Source organism: Roseovarius sp. SK2 (assembly GCF_028807495.1).
Taxonomy (GTDB): Bacteria; Pseudomonadota; Alphaproteobacteria; order Rhodobacterales; family Rhodobacteraceae; genus Roseovarius; species Roseovarius confluentis.
This window is the reverse complement of the sequence record NZ_JARAMK010000009.1, coordinates 195,395-217,054: the sequence shown is the minus strand read 5'-3', so window position 1 is coordinate 217,054 and position 21,660 is coordinate 195,395. Positions and strand designations below refer to the sequence as shown.

Genomic DNA, 21,660 nt, shown 5'->3' with positions numbered 1-21,660 from the left:
GGCGGAACTGGCGGCGCTGAGGGCACTGGATCCCGATGGCACATTCGAAGCGGATGCCGCGGTCCGACTGCCGGAGTTGGCCGCATGAGTGATTTCGTTACCGACCTCGCCGAACAGGCACGACTCCGCCCGAATGCATGCGCCTTGAGTGCCGAAGGGCAATCACTGACCTTTTCCGAACTGTTCACGGCCGTCCTGAATCAAGCTGGGGGCCTGCTGGATGCCGGGGCGCGATCGGGACAAAGGGTCGCGCTGCTGCAGGATCGCCACGTCGGTCTCTGTACCGACCTTCTGGCCTGCCTTGTGGCTGGTCTACCGGTTACCGTGCTGAGCCGCAGCGAGGCGCCCAGATCGGTCATGGACAAGCTGAAAGATACTGGTTTTTCTTACATTCTCGCGGATGATGCCAACGCATCGGCCGCGGATGCGCTTGCGCAGTCGGGTGCACAAGCGGTTCTGCGCCGGAGCGCGCTTACCTCGCGGAAATTTTCCGGCTCGGCGCCGTCGCCTGACGACGAGGCGCTGCTGATCTTCACCTCCGGATCGAGCGGACGCCCCAAGGCAGTTCGCCTGTGTCACCGCAACATCGCGGCAAATACCGACGGGCTGGCCGCTCTTACGCCGGTGGGGGCCGATGACCACTACCTGCACATGATGCCGTTAAGTCATACCAATGGCATTCTGAACCAACTGCTTTACCCGCTGTCGCAGGGGGCGCAGGTGACCTTGTTGCCGAGGTTCACGCCAGAGATCGCAATGGAGGCAATCGCGTTGCTGCGGCCAACGGTCGTTACCGGTGTGCCCACGATGTTCCAGCGGTTGCTGGATCATCCGGTGCCCGCGGGAGCGACCGATAGATTGCGGATGCTGCGCTGTGGCTCGGCGGCGCTGCCGGTGGAGATTCAGGACCGGATCGAGGCCCACTGGGGGTGCCCTGTCCTTGTGAGCTATGGTCAGACCGAATTCACCTGCACGTCGACGGCAAATCCGCCGGACGCAGCGGTGCGCGGTTCGGTCGGGCGTGCGCTTCCGGGGGGCGAGGTCGCGGTTCTGTCGCCTGGCGGCGAGGATATACTGCCCACGGGTCAACGCGGTGAGGTTGCCTTTCGCGGTCCTTCGACCGCCCTTGGATATGTCGGCCATCCGCCGTTCGACCGGGACGGATGGGTGCGGTCGGGCGATATCGGGTATCTCGACGAGAGGGGGTACCTGTTTCTGACCGGACGTCTAAAGGAGATCATCATCCGGGGCGGTGAAAACCTGGCGCCCGTGCAGATTGAGGATGTCCTGCTGGCCTGTGGTGGCATCGAGGCGGCCTGTGTCGTACCGGCGCCGCATGCCGACCTGGGCGAGGTACCTTTTGCCTTTGTCGAGAAATCGGGCCAGATTGCTGAGCTCAGTGATCTTAACGCCCGTATCACCGAAGTGCTGGGACGTTCGCACTGCATCTCGGGTATCGAGGTACTGGAGCGGCTTCCGGAAAACCATGTCGGCAAGATCGATCGCAAATCCCTGACCGCAGAGATGGCGCGTCGGGTGAATGCGCAGGAATTGCGGACCGGCTAGCGACCGGTGCGGGCGTCATATGCCGTCAATCACTGCAAGCAGGGCTTCCACGGCGCGGGTGCGGTGCCGTTCGGGATGCGGAAGAACCTTGAATGCCCACGTCGGCCGCAGCGCCTCGGCCGCCCGGGTCATGCGGTTTCGTTCCGCCACGGCCAGGAAAACCTGCAGTTGGTCCAGGGTCATCAATAAATTCATTCAATTGGTTTAATCAAAGTCAGTGGATTTTGTTGTCGCTGTGCAGGCGCGAAAAAGGCGGAAATCCCTGAAAGCGAAACAACACAATGCAGTCCTACGCGATATTTGCAGGTCGCGAGGCAATCTTCAGGAACCGCTTTGGCAGACATCTTACCGGCTTGGGGCTGGTGGCGCTGATCACGCTGATTGCGACTACCCTGCAGCAGGCGGCGGGATCGCGGCGCTCAGTCTGCTAGGTATAGCGCTGTTGCTGGGAGCGGCGGCCTGGATCTTCATCGCGTTGGTCGAGTGCGGTCTGGCGGTCTGGGACGTCACTGGCCGAGGTGGGCAGGGCTGACCACCGTCCGTGTTCGGGTCCCAGGGCGCAGGTCGCTGACGATGGCGTCCGAAGCCCACGGAACAGGGGAGAGGGGTCCTCAAGGGGCGTATCCCTGCTATGACGGCTTGCGGATCGGGGCGGGCTCTACGGATACTCTCAAGGGATGAGTCCGCATAGCGGCTTGAATGGCGTCAAGGGTGCATCCAAGGCGATACTGGGTGTTTGGCAAATTGTCCCCGCGGCGGCCTTGGAAAGAGCCGCCGCGGGGCATGACTGTTATCCTACAGGAGCAGCAGACCGCCGCCAAACACCACGAACAGGAAGGCCATCAGTACGATCGTGTAGCCAAGGACCTGCCCTGCGCGCAGACCTGAAATTCCGAGAAGCGGGATCAGCCAGAGCGGTTGCGCGAGGTTTGTCAGAGACTCGCCCAGCATGACGCTCATTGCCGGGACGTCGATGGGCAGTCCGAGTTCCTGTGATGCCGTGACCGCAATCGGCCCCTGGACAGCCCACTGGCCGCCGGCGGACGGGATCGCGAAATTCAGGACGCCGGCGCTGATCATCTGCCAGAGAGCGAATGTGTTTTCGGTCGAGATCGCCACAAACCCGCTTGCGACGATGTCGACCAGCCCGCTGTCGCGCATCACCCCGAGGACGCCGCCGTAGAACGGGAAGAGCAGGACAATGCCTGCCGCCGCGAGGGCGCCTTTGGTCAGGGCGTTGGAATAGCTTTTCAGGGAGCCGTGCAGCAGTATCCCCAGCATCAGGAAGAAGAAGTTCAATACGTTCAGCTGAATCCCGATGATGCCCTGTTCCATCATTTCCTGCAGGATGAACACGATACCCACGAGACCTATGAGCCAAGCGAGCATTGGCATATTGTCGAGCCGTTGGCCGGGCGTCCGGGCCGTTTCGCGCGTTTCGTCACCGCCGAAGGGCGACGATGCGTTCTCGTCCATTTCCTGCGTGTTCTTCTGACTGGGATGGAGATAGGTGAGCACGATGGCCGCCGTGAGCGTCGCGGTCACGACGATCATGATGTACTGTGGCCGGAAAATGGTGTCGGTAAGTGGAACGAGGCCGATCGAGTCTTCGAGAAAATGTCCGGGCGTGTTCATCAGCAGGGCTGCCGAACTGGACAGGCCGACCATTGCGACAGCCGTCCCGCTGTAGGCCGAGGCGACCAGCAAAGGAAAGTGGCAGCGGATGCCGCGGGTCTTGAAAGACTTCGCGATTTCGACGGCGAACAGGCAGGACAGGATCGTCCCGAGGCCCCAGTGGACGTAGGAAATAACTCCCGAAAGAAGGGCGGTGACCGCGATCGCCGCGCTTGCCGAGCCGAGCTGTGCCGCGATGCGCGCCAGAACGCGCTTGACGGGGGGCGCGACGGCCAGGGCATAACCAGTTACGACGATCAGGACCATTTGCATCCCGAATGTCAGAAGCGACCAGAACCCGCCGTACCAATACTCGACGATCTGAACGGGTCGGGTCTCGGTGCCAAGCCAGGCGCAGAGAAACACGATCACCGTTACCAGTACCGCGAAGGTGAATGTTTCTGGCATCCAGCGAATGCTGATTTCGGCGGATTTCTCGCCCAAGGACTGGGCCCGCAACTGAAGGCGTTCCCTGAATGGCTTGGGTTGTGTCTTGTCCGTATAGCTGTCCGTCATTTCCCGCGTCCTCCCAATATGCAAGTTATGAAAGCGGTCTCCTCAAACCACTTTGATCGATTGGCGTTCACTATATGGAAACGCCATTCAGGCATTACGGATACTAGTCACCCTATTTGTCCCATGTCAAGCGCGCGAACGTCTGTTTTTTAAAGCTCCGCACGGGGTGGCGCCGCTGGAAAGTTTGATGCGGTCACAATCACCTTGACGGCATATCCAATTGTAAATATCCCATACATGAATAGCGATCTGTATGTGAGAACGGGAGTAAAGGGAGTTTCTGGCGCATACTTCGGCTGCGGATATGCCTCGGCGGGACGCGCTACAGAGAGGAGCAAACGTGGCAGATTTTCTTTTGGTATTTGACCGGCCTTTCCCTGGTCGGGATGGCGCCTGCGCCTCCGGGTGAAAACAGCAACGTGTCATATGCAGTGGTGATCCCGGCCTCACGGTGTCGGAAATTGTCGCTGCGCAAGCAAAGGGGGGGAGATGACCCAGGAATACGACTTCATAATTGTAGGTGCGGGCTCTGCCGGATGCGTGCTGGCCAATCGTCTGAGCGAAAATGGGCGTCATTCCGTGTTGCTTCTGGAGGCCGGACCGGAGGACAAGTCGCCCTGGATCCATGTTCCCCTAGGATATGGAAAGGCCGTCTACGACGAGCGGATCGCGCGCCAGTTCACGACGGCGCCAGAGGTTTCGATGGCCGGGCGCGAAATGGTTTGGCCGCGCGGCGTCTGCATCGGCGGTTCGAGTTCGATCAACGGGCTGATTTGTATCCGCGGCCAGTCGCAGGACTATGACCGCTGGGCGCAGGCGGGCAACACCGGCTGGGGCTGGGATGACGTGCTGCCCTATTTCAAGCGCATGGAAACCAATACGCGGGGCGCCGACGACTTTCATGGCGGCGAGGGGCCGGTCACGATCTCCGACCCGGCCGGGCAGATCCCGTTTTTCGAGGATGTGTTTTCCGCGTCCGAGGCGCTCGGGATCCCGCGGAACCCGGATTTCAACGATGGGGACCAGGAAGGATGCGGATACTATCAGTTCTTCATCCGCAATGCGCGCCGGTGCAGCGCAGCCGTGGCCTATCTGAGGCCGGCGCGCAGCCGTGCCAACCTGACGGTCATCAGTAGCGCCTATGCCGAGCGGGTCATCGTGAAGAACGGCCGCGTGAGCGGTGTCGCCTATCGCAAGAATGGCCAGGCCCGGATAGCGCATGCCAATGGCGAGGTGATCCTGTCGGCGGGCGCGATCCAGTCGCCGCACATCCTTCAGCTTTCGGGGATCGGCCCGGGCGAGGAATTGCGTTCGAAAGGGGTCGAGGTCACGCATGAGCTGCGCGGCGTCGGAGGGAACCTGCAAGACCATCTGAACGCACGCAACGTCTACAAGGTGAACAAGCCGATCACCATCAATGACAGCATGAAGAGCTTGTATGGCCGGATGAAGCTGGGCTTGGACTATGCCCTGTTCCGCAAGGGGCCGCTGGCCTGTTCGGCCACCCCGGCGGGGATATTTGCCAAGGTTCTTCCCAATTCGGAAACACCGGACATCCAGTTTCACTGCGGTATGCTTTCGGCCGAGCAGGTGCGCTACAAGCCGCACGATTTCTCAGGCATCACGCTTTATACCTGCCAGCTTCGGCCCGAGTCGCGCGGCACGGTACGGCTGTCTTCTCCCGACCCCAAGGCCCAGCCGGATATCCGCCCGAACTACCTGTCGACGGAAACCGACCGTATCTGCATGCTGGAAGGCCTCAAGCTGTCCCGCCGCCTGGCGCGGACAGAGCCGTTGGCTTCGCATATCGTCGAGGAATACCAGCCCGGCGAGTCCGTGCAGGACGATGCCGCGCTTCTGGATTTCATCCGCGAGACGGCGGGGACGATCTTTCACCCTTCGGGGACCTGCAAGATGGGGCAGGACGCCGATGCCGTCGTCGATTCCCAGCTCCGGGTTCACGGGCTGGAGGGACTTCGCGTCGTCGATTGCTCAATCATGCCGACGTTGATCTCCGGCAACACCAACGCGCCGACGATGATGATCGCCGAAAAGGCCAGCGACATGATCCTCGCCGACGTAAATCTTCGCAAATCAGCCTGAGGAGAGAACATGTATCCTACTCAAAGCCTATTCATCGATGGTGAGTTCATCGGTCCGAGCAGCTCGCGCAAGGGGGAAGATATCCTCAACCCCGCTACCGGCGAGGTGCTGGGTCAGCTTCCCCATGTGACGGAAGCCGAGCTGGATCGCGCCGTAGACGCGGCCGAACGCGCCTTCAACGAATGGCGCACCACGTCGCCGATGTTGCGCAGCGAGATACTGCGTCGCGTGGGGCAGCTGGCCCGAGAGCGTGTCGAGGACATTGCGCGCAACATGACACTGGACCAGGGCAAGCTGCTGGCTGAGGCGCGGGCCGAGGTCATGGCTTGCGCGGAACATGCAGAATGGCACGCCGAGGAGTGCCGCCGCATCTATGGGCGTGTGATTCCTCCGCGATTTTCCAATGTGCGCCAGTACGTGATGCACGAGCCGGTCGGCGTTTGCGCCGCCTTCACGCCGTGGAACTTTCCGTTCAACCAGGCGATCCGCAAGATGGTCGCCGCGATCGGCGCCGGTTGTACGATCGTGTTGAAAGGTCCCGAGGACTCTCCAAGTGCGGTTACGGCGCTGGCGCAGCTTTTCAAGGATGCCGGACTTCCCGACGGGGTTTTGAACATTGTCTGGGGCGTGCCGGCAGAGGTGTCGACCCGACTGATTGAATCGCCCCGCGTGCGCAAGGTTTCCTTCACCGGGTCCAGCGCGGTCGGCAAGTCGCTGGCATCGCTGGCAGGCAAGCACATGAAGCGCGCGACAATGGAACTGGGCGGGCAAGCGCCCTTTATTATTTCTGAGGACGCGGACCTGGACAAGGCAGCGGACCTTCTGAGCGCGTTGAAGCTGCGGAATGCGGGGCAGGTGTGCGTCGCCCCCACGCGGGTGTTCACGCATGAAAGCCTTCATGGTGAGCTGGTCGACCGGATGGTCGCCAAGTTCGAGAAGGTGCGTGTCGGTGACGGTCTGGACTCCGAGTCAGGCATGGGACCTCTTGCACATGGGCGCCGGCTGTCTGCCATGACCGATTTTATCGCGGATTCTGTACAGCGCGGCGGCAAGGTGGCCGTTGGCGGGGAAGCGATCCAGTCGCCCGGAAACTTTTTCAGCCCCGCCATCGTCACCGATCTCGACGACGACTCGCGGGTTATGAGTGAGGAAACCTTCGGACCCATTCTTCCCTTGGTCAGTTATCGTACGCTGGATGAGGTCATCGAGAGAGCCAATCGCTCGCCATATGGGCTGGCGGCCTATGCCTTTGCGCGGGACAACGCGATCGTGCGGCGGCTGGCGGACGAGATCGAGGTGGGGATGATGAATATCAACCATTTCGGCATGTCGCTTTCGGAAACGCCGTTCGGTGGCGTCAAGGACAGCGGCATGGGCCGCGAAGGCGGGGCGGAAACCTTCGAAAGCTATCTCAACACGAAATTCGTGACTGAGGCCGCCTAAGCGGGGACGCTTCGCCGTCTTTTTCAGCTTGTTTTGCCCGAAGCGGGCAAGGCGCCCGGTGGGGGATGACCCCGCCGGGCCGCACTCGTTCGGCCTGATGCGTCTTGCGAGGCCTGCAGGCCTTGTCCGTGAGGAAGCGGAAACCGGTCGGCTGTTCTGCAGGTCGCAGCCCGAAATTCAGTTCGGATGAAATATGGAAGTGAGCTGCGAGTTGTGCGGACGCCGCACCTCTCGGCTTGTCTGACGCGAAAATTCGGATCCGCGCGTTCAATTTAGGTGAACAAAATTCATAGGATAGAAATTTTCTTCTCAATCTGCGGCCTCGAGACCTTGACGGAAAATGTGCATTGTGGGAGCGTTCTATCTATTGGACCTGTGTTCACTATGTGTGAACAAAGTCAGGACCAAGATCCGGCGTTTTGAGGAGGACGCCGATAATCAGGGAGGAAAAAAATGCTGCAAAGACTTGCAGAGATATTCGCGGGCTTTGCCCGGCAATTCATGCCAACGCCATTCGCCTTCGCTATCATCCTGACCGGGTTGGTGTTCGGGCTCGGTGTCGCGTTGACGCCCTCAAGCCCGATGCAGATGGTCGACTACTGGTACGATGGCTTCTGGGGATTGTTACGCTTCACCACGCAGATGGTTGCCATCCTGCTTTTCGGCTATGTCTTCGCAGAAGCGCCGCCGATGAAACGGGCCATCCTGGCGCTTGGCAGCGTGCCCAAAAGTGCAACGGGCGTCGTCGCCATGGTCTGCGCACTGTCCATCAGCCTGTCTTTCCTGAACTGGGGGCTTGGCCTGATCGTCGGCGCCGTCGCGGCGCGGGAATTCTGCCGCCAGGCGCGAGACCGAGGCATCCAGGTGCACTATCCGCTGACCGTCGCCGCCGGCTTTGCCGGGGGTACGACGTCGCAGGGCGGGCTTACGTCCAGCGCGTCGTTGCTGGTTAATACGGAAGGCCATTTCCTGGCAGATCAGATTGGCTTGATCCCGCTCGTCGAAACGATATTTTCGCCGCTGAACCTGATCGTCGGCGCGACGTTCATGATCCTGCTGCCAGTGGCGGCGGCGCGCATGCATCCGGCCGAAAAGGTGCGCGAGATCAGCGACAGGGAAGCAGGGCTGGACGCCGACGATGCGCCGGAGGACGAACCCGTTGTTGCCACCGCGCCCGGCAAAGCCTCGCTAAGTGCCGCCGCAGTACCGGAAACCGCACCGACCGTTGCCGAGCGGATCGAGAACTCCCGCATTCTGACCGGGGTGATCCTGGCCATCGGCTTTACCTATGTCGGGAACTTCATTCTGCAGAACGGGCTGGACCTGAACCTCAACGTCCTGAACCTGACCTTCCTGCTGTTGGGGCTTCTGGCCTACGGGACGCCTATCGCCTATGTCCGTGCCATCGACCGCGGCATCCGCACCTGTAGCCAGATCATTTTGCAGTTCCCGTTCTATGCCGGGATCATGGGGATGATGAGCGCCTCGGGCCTGCTTGCCCTGTTTGCCAGCGGACTGGCGAGTATATCCAACGCGTACACCCTGCCTTTCACCAGCATGCTCAGCTCGGCATTCGTGAACCTGATGGTACCCTCGAACGGTGGCCAATGGGCCGTGCAGGGGCCGATGCTGGTCGAGGCGGCACAGATGCTCGAGGCCGACATCTCGACCGTGGTCATGGCGTTTTCCTATGGCGATCAGCTGACGAATGGAATTCAGCCCATGTGGATGCTGCCTCTGCTCGGGGTCACGGCGCTGAAGGCGCGTGACATCCTCGGGTACACCGCGGCGCTCATGCTCGTGTCCTTCGCGGTGGTCTCGATCGCCTTGCTGACCCTGCCGGCGGTCTTCGCGTGATGATCGCGCAACAAGGAGAGCTTCCATGCGAATAGAAGACAACACGGTGGCCCTGGTCACAGGTGGGGGGAGCGGCATCGGCCGCTCCCTTGCCCGGGAGGTCGCCGCACGCGGAGCAACAGCGATTTGCGCCGACATGAACCAGGAGAGCGCGGAAGAAACCGTCACGTCGATCCGCGCCGACGGCGGCCGCGCGCTGGCGATATCCCTCGATGTCGCAGACCGGAAAAGCTGGGCGGGTGCCTGCGACGAGATCCTGGGCAAAGTCGGGCATGTCGACATCATTTTCAACAATGCCGGTGTGACTGTCCCCAAGACGGCGCTGAGCGAACTGCCGCCCGAGCAATGGGACCGGCTGAGGGCGGTAAACCTCGACGGTGTTTACAACGGGATTCACTACTTCATGTCGCGCCTGTACGGCGGAGGCCGGGGGAATATCGTCAACACGGCATCGATCTGTGGGCTGGTGACCTGCGCTGGTAGTGGCGCCTATATTGCGTCGAAATTCGCGGTGCTGGGCCTCAGCGAAGCGCTGAGGTTCGACCTGGAAGACAGCGACGTCGGCGTATCGGTGCTTTGCCCAGGCTTCGTTCGTACCGGGTTGGCGGGCAGCGCGGGCGACGCCTCGTCGACCAACCATGCGTCGCTGGAAAACGGTATGGCCCCCGAAGATATAGCGCGGATCGCGCTCGACGGGGTGGAAGCCGACCATTTCTATCTTTTGACGCATGGTGAGTATGCCGGTGTCGTGGCCAACCGCAACAGGACCATCGAATACGAACTGGCCGCTGCGACGCGCAGCGATGGACGCTGCGATGATGTCGATGTCCTTGCTGCTCATTGGAACCGGGAGAAAGCCAGTGTCTGATCAAAATTCTATCGACGGACGCGTGTTTGTCATCACCGGCGGGGCGCGCGGCATGGGTGCCGAGATGGCAAGACGGCTGGTTGCGCGCGGTGCCCGTGTCGTCGTAGGCGACCTGCGCGCGGATGAAGGCGCCCGCCTTGCCGAGGAGATCGGAAGCGCCTGCACTTACGTGACGCATGACGTGACCGATCCGGAAGGGTGGAACGGGATTGGCGAGGCTGTGGATGCGCTTGGGCGTTTCGACGGGATCGTGAACAACGCCGGGATATTTGATCCGCGCATCATAGACGAAACGGATGTCGAATTTTTCAACAAGACAGTCGCCGTGAACCAGCTCGGGACGTTCCTTGGTATTCGATTTGCGGCGGAGCGCGCCGGTGCAAGGCAGCTTTCGGTGGTGAACATGTCCTCGGTATCGGGGCTTCGGGGCAATGGCGGCATCGCCTATGTCGGGGCCAAGTGGGCCGTGCGCGGAATGACCAAGATGGCCGCCAAGGAGCTCGGACCGAAAGGCGTGCGCGTGAACTCTGTTCATCCAGGTCTGATCGACACGAACATGATGGAGGCAATTCCGGCCGATCGCCTGGAAGAGCGTACTGCCACGATTCCCATGGGGCGCCGTGGCCAGCCGGAAGACGTCGTCGATGTGGTGATCTTTCTGCTGTCCGACGGCAGCCGGTACATGACGGGCGCCGAACTGACGGTTGATGGCGGGCTTACGGTCTGAGGGGATCGCGATGCTGAGTGAAGCAAGTAGCGCCGTACTCGACTATCGCATTGCCGAAGGGCTTGGCCCGTTCGAGGCGTATTCCGTGGCCGAGGCAAGGGCGATGGTCGAGCGCAAGATGCCCGGCCTGACCGATCCGGCGGAGTGCTGGGCCGATGGCATGGTCCAGCGCCTCGGACCGGACGGGGACGTTGCCGGATTTCTTTTTCGTCCGTACGCCGGAGACGCCGACGGTGGGGTCTTGCCCGTGGTTGTCTATGTCCACGGTGGCGGCTGGGTGTTCGGCGAGCTTGCGTCGCACAGGCTGCTATGTGCCCGCATGGCGGCGGGGGCCAATTGCGCGGTGCTGTCGGTCGATTACCGGCTTGCGCCGGAGAACCGATGTCCCGCGCAACTGGAGGATTGCCAGCGCGCCATTTCCTGGGTCGTGAAGAACGGCCCTGCGATGGGGCTGGACCCGTCGCGCATGTTCCTGGCCGGTGACAGTGCCGGAGCGGGGTTGGCAGCCGCGATGGCCGCGGAGAAGTCGGGCGCGGGGGCAGGGTGTCCCGCGCCGCTTGGCCAGATCCTGATCTATCCCGCCCTTGATCAGGCGGGCGCCTATCCGTCGCACCGGATAGAAGAGCCCGGCATGGCGCTCACCGGGCGCACGATGGAATGGTTCCGGGACCACTATTTCCATGCCGACACAGATCGGGCCGATCCGGCGGTCTCGCCTCTTCGAGGAGGGCTGGAAGGGCCGCCGGCATTGGTGATCACCGCGGGCTACGATCCCCTGCGGGATGAGGGGGCATCATATGTCCGCCTGCGCCGCGAGCGGGGCATGGAGACCGCCAACTGCGTCCATCTACATTATCCCGGCGAGTTGCATGGGTTCATGACCGTGACGCCGGACAGCCCTGCCGCAGCCGATGCGCTGACCGGGGTTCTGCGATTCATCAATAATCAAACGGGAGTAACTTAATGACTGACGATGTAGCCCAATTTGACGCCCTGATCGTGGGCGCCGGATTTGCCGGTATCTACGCGCTGCACAGGCTTCGCAAAATGGGCCTGGAGGTGTGTACGGTTGAAGCGGGGGCCGATGTTGGCGGCACATGGTACTGGAACCGATATCCGGGTGCGCGGTGTGACACCGAGAGCATGCAATATTCCTATTCGTTCTCTGAAGAGATTCAGCAGGAATGGGAATGGACGGAACTCTACGCGGCGCAGCCCGAGATACTTTCCTACATAAAGTTTGTCGCCGACCGCCTGGAATTACGTCAGCACATTACCTTCAATACAAGGGTTGATGCGCTGAACTGGGATGACGATGCGTCGCTGTGGACCGCGACGTTCAGTGACGGGCGCAAAGTGCGCGCACGCTATTGCATCATGGCGACCGGTTGCCTGTCCGTGGCGAAAGAGCCCGACATTTCCGGTTTGGAGGACTACAAGGGGCGTCTTCTGAAGACCTCCGACTGGCCTGCGGAAGAGCCCGATTTTCTGGATGAGCGTGTAGGGTTAATCGGTACCGGGTCATCGGGCATTCAGACATCGACCACGATCGCGCCCGGTTGCGGCAACCTGACGGTTTTTCAGCGTACGCCGAATTACTCCGTCCCGGCCAACAACCGCCCAATGAGCGCGCATTACGTGGAGTCATGGAAATCCAACTATCCCGAACGCCGTGCCGCGCTGCGCCAGAGTCGGAATTACACGCTGTACAACAACCCCGGCATGCGGTCCGGGCAGGAGCTGACAGAGCGTCAGCAGAAAGCGCTTCTGGAGGCCGAATGGCAGATCGGGGGCATCGGTTTCATCTATACGTTCAATGACACGACGAAGGACCGTGAGGTCAACACGGCGGTGGCCGACTTTGTACGGCGCAAGATCCGGGAGACCGTCGAGGATCCGCAAACGGCCAAGGTGCTGTCCCCCGGAGACTACCCGATCGGAGCCAAGCGCATCTGCGTGGACACCGGCTATTACGAGATATTCAACCGGGACAATGTCGACCTGGTCGATATTCGCGCCGATCCGGTCGAGACCGCCACAGCGAATGGTCTGAAACTGAAAAGCGGACAGGAGATCGAGCTTGATACGATGATCCTGGCAACCGGGTACGACGCGATGACCGGAGCGCTCAATCGTATTGACATCAGTGGCCGCGAGGGGCGGACGTTGTCGCAGGAGTGGGATGCCGGGCCGCAGACCTATCTGGGTCTCATGGTGGCCGGGTTCCCCAACATGTTCCTGGTGACGGGGCCGGGCAGCCCCTCGGTTCTGTCCAACATGGTTCCGTCGATCGAAGAACATGTCGAGTGGATTACTGATACCATAGGAGACCTTCACGACCGGAACGAGAGCGAACTTGAACCGGTGCGCGCTGCGCAACAGGATTGGATGGCGGAGGTCGACGCCGTCTCGCGCAAGTCCCTGATGCGCGAGGCCGCGTCTTGGTACATGGGGGCCAATGTTGACGGGAAAGCGCAGGTATTCATGCCCTACGCCGGTGGTTCGGTGACATATGCCCAGATCTTGGATCAGCGGACATCCGATGGAATGCAAGGGTTCGTTTACAGGTGACTCGAAAAACGCGGCTGTAGCTCCCGGCAAATTCTTCAAGCCATACGAAGTCTTGAGAAAGAGCATGCACCTGATCAGCCCACCTGAGTGGGCTGATTTGATTGTTAGTGCATGACTGGACTTGGATCCATCTGGACGATGGTTTCAGGGGCCGGTGGTCGGCAGCCCGGAGCATTGTGAGGGCGTTTTTTTGTAATGTTTCCTCCCTCTTCGATCAGGATTTGGGCTTCTCGCAGGCTGTAGAAGACCTCACCGTTCAAGAACTCATCGCGGACCCGGGCATTGAAGCGTTCGCAATATCCGTTCTCCCAGAGGCTGCCTGGCTCGATGTAAGCCGTCTTTGCTGCTTTCGTTCTCTGGCGCTTGGCTCCTTGGCCCAGCGAGGGCGTCCGGATGCAGAAAGCCAGGAAAGTTTCCAAAGGTGGCCGGCCTTCGCGCCACCTATTCCCGAGTGGACTCCGAATGCTCCAGAAACAGAGAGATCAGCAGGCTTGAATCAGTGGGACGGTAAGTGAGTGGTCAAAGGATGAGACTCGCTTGTCGCTCCAAGTCTGCATCGTCTCTTTCCAGTCGGCATGCTCTCGTCTTCCGAAGGCTGCGGACGACTGTAAAAATGAATAGGTTCGGCCAAAAATCGCAGTGGGGGAAATTCCGGTGATCAGGCAGCAATCCCAAAAAAAGATACGCAGTCGCGCGTGGGAGAGCGATCCGATGCGCACGTTGCCGGGCTCATCTCATGTAGCGCCGTTTGCCCGTACGCACGTTTCGAATGTCATTGATTTAGCCATTTGCGCAGGCCGTCAGTCACAGGGTCAACGACACTAATTCACTGGCGAGTCAAAGTTGTTGGAGGATCTTTGTAAAGTAACGGGTACTTGCCACTCCATCTTTGCAACACTGAATCAGACCTCCCAGTAGTACGCGAAATATCCCTGGTCCGCATCAAGCCCGAGCTTGTGTCGAAACCTTGCTTTCGCATCTCGGACAAGGGATTTTTCGGCGGCGACCCAGACATACCGGTCGGGTCCCGGGGGCAAGGGCGCTTGCGACAGATGATCCCACAGCCTCTCGCTTCGCTGTCGGACGCACCAGGTCAGGTCGATCCCGTCGGGCCGGGCCAGGTCGCAGATGTCGTCGTCCGTGCCGACTTCGAGGATGGCGTGACCCCGCCGGTCGGGTGCCGATGTCTTCAGGATACGGCGGATCGCCGGAAGAGCCGTCTCGTCCCCGGCGATCAAGATGTTCCGCCCGTTCGGAAACCCGCCGCTGCCGGGGCCACTGATGCCTACAATGTGGCCGGGCCGCGCCGTTCGGGCCCAACGTGTCGCACGTCCGCCGTCGTGCTCGAACACGTCGAACGTGAACTGCCCCTTGCCCGGATCGAGATCGACGAAGGTATAGGCCGCGCGATGCAACTGATCGTCGCCGACGGGCATCCTTGTACGTCCATTGGCGTCGAGGTGCGGCCAGATGGGCGTGCGGCCCTCCGGAGGCAGAAGAAGGGAGAAATGCATTCCTCTTTCCTCCGACAGGCGCAAGGTGTCGGCGCAGTCGAGCGTGACCCGCAGGAAATGCGGTCCGACGCGCCGGACATCTTGAACCGTGGCCGTGCAGAAGTTGAGCGGTGCGCGGTTGCGCTGGATATCGCCTTCCCACTTTGCGGATTGGGTCAGGCCGGGCGCGACGTGATCCAGAATGTGATGCAGGTAATCGCGAATGTTTTGCAATGCCGCCGCGTCCGCGGCCTCGACATGTACCTGCAGGCCCGCGCGGTTAACCTCGAGCGATACGGATGCGAGAGGTGGTCTCACCAGCAGGCCGGCCTCGGTCTCTTCCACGGGAAGTTCGACCTCGCGGGCATGGGCCGAGATGTGCGGAATGGCATCGTCCGGCAAGGTGCCCCGGAACAGCGCGTTGGCGTGCAGGATTTTACTCATGATGCGACCTCTTGACGTTCCGGTGCGGGGCTGGCCCGGTGGCGGCCCACTGGCAGCATCATCGGCTTGCCCGAGGTGGGGTCGGGCATGACCCGGCAGGCCACGCCGAAAACCTCCTGTACCATGCGTTCCGTCAGAACGGTGTCCGGTGCGCCCGCGGCGTATACATTGCCGCCGCGCATTGCGATCAGGTGGTCGGCATAGCGGGCGGCGAGATTGAGGTCATGCAGGACCATGATAATGGTCGTGCCGCGGGCCTGGTTCAGATCGACCAGCAGATCGAGGACTTCGATCTGGTGCGCGACATCCAGAAACGTCGTTGGTTCGTCGAGCAGCAGGATATCCGTTTCCTGTGCCAGCGCCATGGCGATCCAGACCCGCTGGCGCTGTCCGCCGGACAGTTGGTCGACCTCCCGCTCGGCAATATCGGTGGTCCGGGTCGCATCCAACGCGGCGGCGATTGCCCTGTCATCGGCATGTGTCCAGCGCGACAGGAGGCCCTGATGGGGATGGCGGCCATGACTGACGAGATCCGCCACGGTGATCCCGTCCGGGGCGATGGGCGATTGCGGCAAAAGGCCCATGCGGCGGGCCAATTCGCGTGTCGGGATGTCGCGCACCGAGCGGCCATCAAGCATGACCCGCCCGGCGCTCGGTCGCAGCAGCCGCGAAAGGCATCGCAGCAGCGTGGATTTACCGCACGCATTGGCCCCGACAATCGCAGAAATGCCCCCCGGGGGCACCGCGACATCGAGACCGGTCAGAATCTTTCGCGTGCCGTATCCGGCCTCCAGTCCTGCCACGTTTAAAGTGCTCATGAACCGCCTCCGCTGCGATGGGATCGGATGATCAGATATACGAGGTATGGCGCGCCCAGGGCCCCGGTGACTACGCCCACGGGATAGCGCCCCGACAGAAGGTGCTGGCCTGCGTAATCGCCCAGCAGGACTAGCAAAGAGCCCACAATGGCGGAAGCCAGTAAGGGTGTCCGGCCGGTGCCTGCAATTCTCGCGGCAATCGGGCCCGACAGGAACGCGACGAAGGCGATCGGACCGGACACGGCCGTCGCCACCGCGATCAGCCCGACAGCGGCCATGACGAACACGAGCTTTTCGAAACGCAGAGGCACGCCAAGCGCCGCGGCGGTGTCATCTCCAAGTCGCATCGCCTCGAGATTGTCGCGCCGGACCAAAAGCGGTCCGCCCAGCAGGACCAGCGACAGCAGAACAGGCATCGCTTCGGACAAGGTCGCGCCGTTGACGCTCCCGGTCAGCCAACGCAAGGCATCCTGCAGCGACCACGCCGGCGCGCGCGACAGGACATAGGCGATCATGCTGTCGACCATGGCAGAGATCCCGATGCCGATCAGTATCAATCGTGCGCCCGACACCCCGTCACGCCAGGCCAGCAGATAAATCAGCAGCGCTACGATCATCCCGGCAACGACTGCGGCGACCGAGACGGCCAGCCCGCTCCAACCGAGAACGACGATGGTAAACACGGCCGCCGCGCTGGCGCCGGCGCTGATTCCGATGATGTCGGGGCTCGCCAGTGGGTTGCGCAGCAACGTCTGGAAAATCACACCGCCAAGTCCGAAGCTCATTCCGGCAAGGATCGACAGCACCGCCCGGGGCAGGCGTAGTTCGAGGATGCTGAAGCTTGCGCCCGGCACATCGTGCCCGGTCAGCACGCGCAAAAGGTCCGAGGGCGGGGTGATGGTCGGCCCGGTGACCAGTGTCAGCCCGACGCCCGCAACGACGATCCCCAGCATGATCGCAACAAGCCGCAGACGGGCTTTGCGCCGCGACGCGCGCAACGCCCCGACCCACGCGGCGGCGTCGGTATGCGCGAGGTTGCTCATAAGTCCCGAATCCGCCGATTGCGCACGATCCAGATGAAGACCGGCGCGCCGATAAAGGCGGTGACAATGCCCACATCCATCTCGGACGGACGCGCCACGATGCGTCCGATGACGTCCGCACCGATCAGAAGAATCGCACCGGTCAGGGCCGCGAAGGGCAGGAGCCAGCGGTGGTCCACGCCCACAAGCAACCGGCAGACGTGCGGCACGACCAGCCCGACGAAACCGATCGGCCCGCAGATCGCTGTGGTCGCCCCGCAAAGCAGCACAGCCCCAAGTGCCGCGCTGGCCCGCGCTACAACAACATTCGCGCCCAGGCCGGCCGCCGCGTCGTCGCCCAGGGCCAGCAGGTTCAGGCTGCGAGCCGACAAGAGGCACAGGATCAGGCCGGCCAGCAGAACGGGCAGGCACGGCAGGATGGCGTCGAAGCTGGCCCCGCCGATGCCGCCGACCTGCCAGGACCGCACGCCTCCGGCAATATCGTTGCGTGGCAGGATGATCGCGATCGTGAACGAGGATGTTGCGATGGCCGTCGCCGCCCCGGCCAACGCCAGTTTCAGCGGTGTCGCGCCGCCCCGCCCGAGCGACCCGATGGTGTAGACGAAACAGGCCGCCAGTCCGGCCCCGAGGATCGCGGTCCAGAGAAACGCGTCGAGCGTCTGCATCCCGAACCACGCGATGCCGATCACCACGGCCATTGCGGCACCCGCGTTGACGCCCAGTATGCCGGGATCGGCCAGCGGATTGCGAGTGACGCCCTGCATGACGGCACCGGCCAGCCCAAGCGCCGCCCCGGCGAGGACCGCAAGCACCGTGCGGGGCACGCGCACGGCGACTACCGCCTGCGCAATCGTTTCGGTCGAGCCGGTCACGCCCGCCAGGATGTCGGCCCATCCAACCGCGCGCGTGCCGAGGCTGATCGATACGAGGCAGGCCATTCCAAGCACCGCCAGAACGACGATCAGCCAGGCAAGCCGGGTGCTCCGGGGGCGCCGCAAGGCGTCAAGGGTCGTCTCTTTGGGGACTGCGTCGGTCATTCCGCCTTGCGCGCTGCGTCTGCCAGCCGTGCAACGTAGTCCTCCAGCACGAAGGGAATCGACAGGGGCGTGGGGTTGGCGGCCGTCCCCACCGGATCGTTCCCCAGAAGCACGGCCGCTCCGGTCTTGATGGTCTTCATGCGCGAGGTCAGCGTGTTTTCCGCGACGCGCGCCATCAGGGTCTCGCCGCCGTAGGTGACAAGGATATCGACGTCATCAAACATGTCGATCTTCTCGGCGCTCACCTCTCCCGCATAGCGCCCGGGTTCGGTGGCATCCGCGACCGCCTGCGGCGAGGTCAGGCCGAGGTCTTCGAGGAAGCGGACACGCGGATCGTTCGCGGAATAGAAGCGGATCACGCTCAGGTCCCGGACATCTAGATGCGTGACGAACATCGCGCTCTTCCCTGCGATTTCGGGGTGGCGTGCGGACACCTCGGCGATGCGCGCCTCGAGATCGGCGACGAGCGCGTCCCCTTCGGTCGCCATGCCAAGTCCGGCGGCATTCAGGCGGATCATTTCGCGCCAGCCGGTCGACCAGGGTCCGTCCGTATAGGCGACGGTCGGGGCGATCCTGCTCAGGATGTCATACTCGGATTGCGACAGGCCGGAATAGGCTGCCAGGATGATGTCGGGGCGAGTGGCCGCCACCGCCTCGAAGTCGATGCCGTCGCCTTCGTCGAACAACTTTGGCGTATCGGCGCCCAACGCCTCCAACCGCTTGGCGACCCAAGGCAGGATCCCGTCTCCGTCGTCATCCCCGAAATTCGCCCGGGCGAACCCGACCGGAACGATGCCCAATGCCAGGGGCACTTCGTGATTGGCCCAGGCGACAGTTGCAACACGCTCGGGCCGCGACGGCACGGTAGTCGTGCCGAAGGCATGGTCGATCGTGACAGGAAACTCCTGCGCGGCCGCGGGCGGCACCAGGGCTGCGGCAAGCCATAGGGCAAGCACGGCGACACCGATTTTCATACGTCTGAGCATTGGATTGCTAAGCCTCCGGTCGCTGCAGTCAGGGGACGAGAACTGCCTTCGGCTAGTCGTTTCCGCTTCGTGCCGTCAAGCAGAGCACGTGGTCTGAAGCCGCAAATCCGACAAATTCTGTCAATTTTGCAGAGAATCTGACAAAAACAATCGGAAAATACAATACACCTCCGCACTATCCTGCTCTATGTGCCATCGACGCCTGACCCGGCCGGATGCATCCGGGCTGGGGTTTGGCAAAGAACAGCCAGCGGGACTCCGGGCACGTCCTTGGGTGCCTGCAGCACCATCGCAACGTCGCGGTGCACAGCACGCCAGCACGCAAGAAACGTCAGAAGAATGGAAGCACGTTATGGGGGCACTTTTGAGAACACATCGATCATCTTTTCCACGCCCGGCACGTGTGACCGCGGCACTCCTTGGCTGCACGGCGCTGGTGGCGTTCCCGTTGGCAGCCACGGCGCAGGACGGCACTGGCGGCGAACCCTACCGGCTTGGAACGATCTTCGTCGATGCCGGCGCCGAGGCGGATGACGACGCCAATTCAACCATCGCCAAGGAGCTTTGGACTGGCGGCAAGGTCGCGACCAGCGTTCTTGACACGCCCGCGTCGGTGTCGGTCATCACGCAGAAGGAATTCGAAGAACGCAACGTCGACAAGGTGGAAGACCTGCTGGAATATACCCCCGGCATCGTCACCGATTATTTCGGGACCGACGATCGCAATGACTACTACCTCGTGCGCGGTTTCCAAGCCTCCACCTATCGCGACGGCCTGACCCTCGGATCGATGCGCGGCGTCCGCGAGGAACCATACGCGTTCGAGCGGGCCGAGGTGATGAAGGGCGGCAACTCCACCTTGTTCGGCACGTCCGATCCCGGCGGCACAATCAATTTCGTGACCAAGACACCGAAATTCGAACGGTTCGGCGAGGTCTACGGCTCTTACGGCACCAACAATCACACCGAGTTGGGCTTCGACTTCGGCGATGTCCTGAACGAGGACCGGACGCTGGCCTACCGTTTCGTCGGGAAGGTGCAAGACTCAGAGCTGGATTATGATTTCTCTCGGGACGACGAGACGTTCTTGCTCGGATCTTTCGCGTGGTCGCCAAGCGAGGATACCAAGCTGACCTTCACGGTGGATTATCTCGACCGCGACTCCACACCGAACAGCGGCGGTTACCCGATAGACCGGGAATACGACCGCAGCCAGTTCTTCGGTGAGCCGGGTTTCAATTATCACGATGTAGAGCGACTGACGGTGTCGGCGGGGTTCCAGCACGATTTCCGCAACGGTCTGCGGCTGAACGCAAACCTGCGCTACAGCGACCTCACCGACGACTTCGGTTATGTCTACATCTCCGACAACGCGGCGCGCGTCGGTACCATGGTCGATCGCTTCTATTTCGGCACTGACAGCACCGCGGAAGAGGTGATCGGCAACGTGATCCTGCAATACGACACCAGCTTCGGCAGTGTCGACAGCAGCACGCTGGCAGGGCTGGAGTTTCGTGACGCGTCGACCACCAGCGCGTCGATCTTCGGGGCCTACACGCCGATCGACGTCAGCAACCCGGTCTATTCCGGTGCGCCGACCGGGTTTGTACCCTACAGCGCCGAGGCCAACGATTTTGCCACCCAATCGGTGTTTCTGCAGCAGAACCTGTCGTTCGCGGACCGGTTCATCGTGACCGCGGGCGTGCGTCATGACTGGCTGGACATCACCAACACCGACCGCCTGACAGCGACGACCACCAGTGCCGATTTCTCGGAAACCTCATGGCGGGGGGCGCTGACCTACAAGATTACGGACCAGATTTCGACCTATGCGAGCTATGTCCAGTCGGTCGCACCGCCCGCCATCGGCACCGAGCCCGAACGTGGCGAGCAATACGAGATCGGGGTCAAGTACCAGCCGCAGAGCATCAACGCGCTGTTCACCGCATCGCTTTATGATTTGACCAAGAAGAACGTCGTGGTGCCGGTTGTCCTGCCCAGCGGCGTGATCGAGCGACAGACCATCGGCGAATCCCGCGTTCGCGGTCTGGAACTGGAAGCGCGCGCCGAGCTGACGCAGGGCCTGACCCTTTCCGGCGGATACAGCTATCAGGATTCCGAGTTCGTGCGCGGCAATGTCCGTGGCGTGACGGTGGACGGGAACCAGTTCGCTTCTGTGCCCGAGCACATGGCCTCGCTGTGGCTGACCTATGACATTCCGACCGGCGGATCGCTGGGGGACATGTCTGTTGGCCTAGGGGCGCGCTACGTGGGCAGCTACTATTACAATGCCTACAACAACAATGGCAAAAGCCCCGACCAGTTCCTGTTCGATGCGTCCTACTCATACGAGTTGGCGGAGAACACGGAACTGCAGGTCAATCTCAGCAACATCTTTGACGAGCAGTATGTCGTGGGACGAGGGACGGCGGATTTCTACAACCAGGGCCGGACAATCACGGCTGCGCTGCGCCGCAGTTGGTAATCGGTCAAGCACATCGGCGGCAGGGCCCG

At 61.9% G+C, this 21,660-nt stretch carries 16 protein-coding genes and 1 pseudogene; 9 read left to right on the top strand and 8 right to left on the bottom strand.

Annotated elements, in window-relative coordinates:
* The first annotated feature begins 84 nt into the window (after positions 1–84).
* Positions 85–1,566, top strand: a complete 1,482-nt coding sequence (locus PVV74_RS17005) for a class I adenylate-forming enzyme family protein (RefSeq protein ID WP_274594040.1) — start codon at positions 85–87, stop codon at positions 1,564–1,566.
* A 15-nt stretch (positions 1,567–1,581) separates the two neighbouring features.
* On the opposite strand, the gene PVV74_RS17000 is transcribed toward PVV74_RS17005, so the two are convergent.
* Positions 1,582–1,749, bottom strand: coding sequence for a LysR family transcriptional regulator (locus PVV74_RS17000; protein WP_274594039.1), 168 nt, complete (start codon positions 1,747–1,749; stop codon positions 1,582–1,584).
* A gap of 612 nt (positions 1,750–2,361) precedes the next feature.
* Entirely contained in the window at positions 2,362–3,756 is a 1,395-nt protein-coding gene (locus tag PVV74_RS16995) for a short-chain fatty acid transporter (RefSeq protein ID WP_274594038.1), read from the bottom strand.
* A gap of 489 nt (positions 3,757–4,245) precedes the next feature.
* Here PVV74_RS16995 and PVV74_RS16990 point away from each other — a divergent pair, with 489 nt between their 5' ends.
* The 7 genes from PVV74_RS16990 to PVV74_RS16960 all read left to right on the top strand — a co-directional run bounded on the left by PVV74_RS16990 (position 4,246) and on the right by PVV74_RS16960 (position 13,325).
* On the top strand, positions 4,246–5,859 hold the full coding sequence (locus PVV74_RS16990; protein WP_103765081.1) for a GMC family oxidoreductase: 1,614 nt from the start codon (positions 4,246–4,248) through the stop codon (positions 5,857–5,859).
* 9 nt (positions 5,860–5,868) lie between these two features.
* The gene (locus PVV74_RS16985; RefSeq protein WP_103765082.1) at positions 5,869–7,302 is read left to right on the top strand and encodes an NAD-dependent succinate-semialdehyde dehydrogenase; all 1,434 of its coding nucleotides are present in this window, start codon (positions 5,869–5,871) and stop codon (positions 7,300–7,302) included.
* A gap of 453 nt (positions 7,303–7,755) precedes the next feature.
* On the top strand, positions 7,756–9,159 hold the full coding sequence (locus PVV74_RS16980) for a short-chain fatty acid transporter (RefSeq protein ID WP_274594037.1): 1,404 nt from the start codon (positions 7,756–7,758) through the stop codon (positions 9,157–9,159).
* A gap of 25 nt (positions 9,160–9,184) precedes the next feature.
* Entirely contained in the window at positions 9,185–10,027 is an 843-nt protein-coding gene (locus tag PVV74_RS16975; RefSeq protein WP_274594036.1) for an SDR family NAD(P)-dependent oxidoreductase, read from the top strand.
* Entirely contained in the window at positions 10,020–10,754 is a 735-nt protein-coding gene (locus tag PVV74_RS16970) for an SDR family NAD(P)-dependent oxidoreductase (RefSeq protein WP_274594035.1), read from the top strand. The genes PVV74_RS16975 and PVV74_RS16970 overlap by 8 nt, the downstream gene beginning before the upstream one ends.
* A gap of 10 nt (positions 10,755–10,764) precedes the next feature.
* Positions 10,765–11,718 (top strand): alpha/beta hydrolase, encoded by a 954-nt coding sequence (locus PVV74_RS16965; protein WP_274594034.1) that lies wholly within the window; start codon positions 10,765–10,767, stop codon positions 11,716–11,718.
* The gene (locus tag PVV74_RS16960) at positions 11,718–13,325 is read left to right on the top strand and encodes a flavin-containing monooxygenase (protein ID WP_274594033.1); all 1,608 of its coding nucleotides are present in this window, start codon (positions 11,718–11,720) and stop codon (positions 13,323–13,325) included. Before PVV74_RS16965 ends, PVV74_RS16960 begins: the two co-directional genes overlap by 1 nt.
* Positions 13,326–13,429: 104 nt before the next feature.
* On the opposite strand, the pseudogene PVV74_RS16955 reads toward PVV74_RS16960, so the two are convergent.
* The 6 genes and pseudogenes from PVV74_RS16955 to PVV74_RS16930 all read right to left on the bottom strand — a co-directional run.
* A pseudogene (locus PVV74_RS16955) lies at positions 13,430–13,669 on the bottom strand (integrase core domain-containing protein); the annotation flags it as partial.
* Between the two features lie 558 nt (positions 13,670–14,227).
* Positions 14,228–15,262, bottom strand: a complete 1,035-nt coding sequence (locus PVV74_RS16950; RefSeq protein ID WP_274594032.1) for a siderophore-interacting protein — start codon at positions 15,260–15,262, stop codon at positions 14,228–14,230.
* Positions 15,259–16,080 carry an ABC transporter ATP-binding protein gene (locus tag PVV74_RS16945; RefSeq protein ID WP_103765088.1) on the bottom strand — a complete coding sequence of 274 codons (822 nt, stop codon included), beginning with the start codon at positions 16,078–16,080 and terminating at the stop codon, positions 15,259–15,261. The genes PVV74_RS16950 and PVV74_RS16945 overlap by 4 nt, the downstream gene beginning before the upstream one ends.
* Positions 16,077–17,123 (bottom strand): FecCD family ABC transporter permease, encoded by a 1,047-nt coding sequence (locus tag PVV74_RS16940; protein WP_274594031.1) that lies wholly within the window; start codon positions 17,121–17,123, stop codon positions 16,077–16,079. The genes PVV74_RS16945 and PVV74_RS16940 overlap by 4 nt, the downstream gene beginning before the upstream one ends.
* The gene (locus PVV74_RS16935; RefSeq protein ID WP_274594030.1) at positions 17,120–18,160 is read right to left on the bottom strand and encodes a FecCD family ABC transporter permease; all 1,041 of its coding nucleotides are present in this window, start codon (positions 18,158–18,160) and stop codon (positions 17,120–17,122) included. Before PVV74_RS16935 ends, PVV74_RS16940 begins: the two co-directional genes overlap by 4 nt.
* A complete protein-coding gene (locus PVV74_RS16930) occupies positions 18,157–19,134 on the bottom strand; it encodes an iron-siderophore ABC transporter substrate-binding protein (RefSeq protein WP_245890591.1) in 978 nt (325 codons plus the stop codon). Before PVV74_RS16930 ends, PVV74_RS16935 begins: the two co-directional genes overlap by 4 nt.
* 364 nt (positions 19,135–19,498) lie before the next feature.
* On the opposite strand from PVV74_RS16930, the gene PVV74_RS16925 reads away from it, so the two are divergent.
* Positions 19,499–21,631, top strand: a complete 2,133-nt coding sequence (locus tag PVV74_RS16925) for a TonB-dependent siderophore receptor (RefSeq protein ID WP_274594029.1) — start codon at positions 19,499–19,501, stop codon at positions 21,629–21,631.
* The last annotated feature ends 29 nt before the right edge of the window (positions 21,632–21,660 follow it).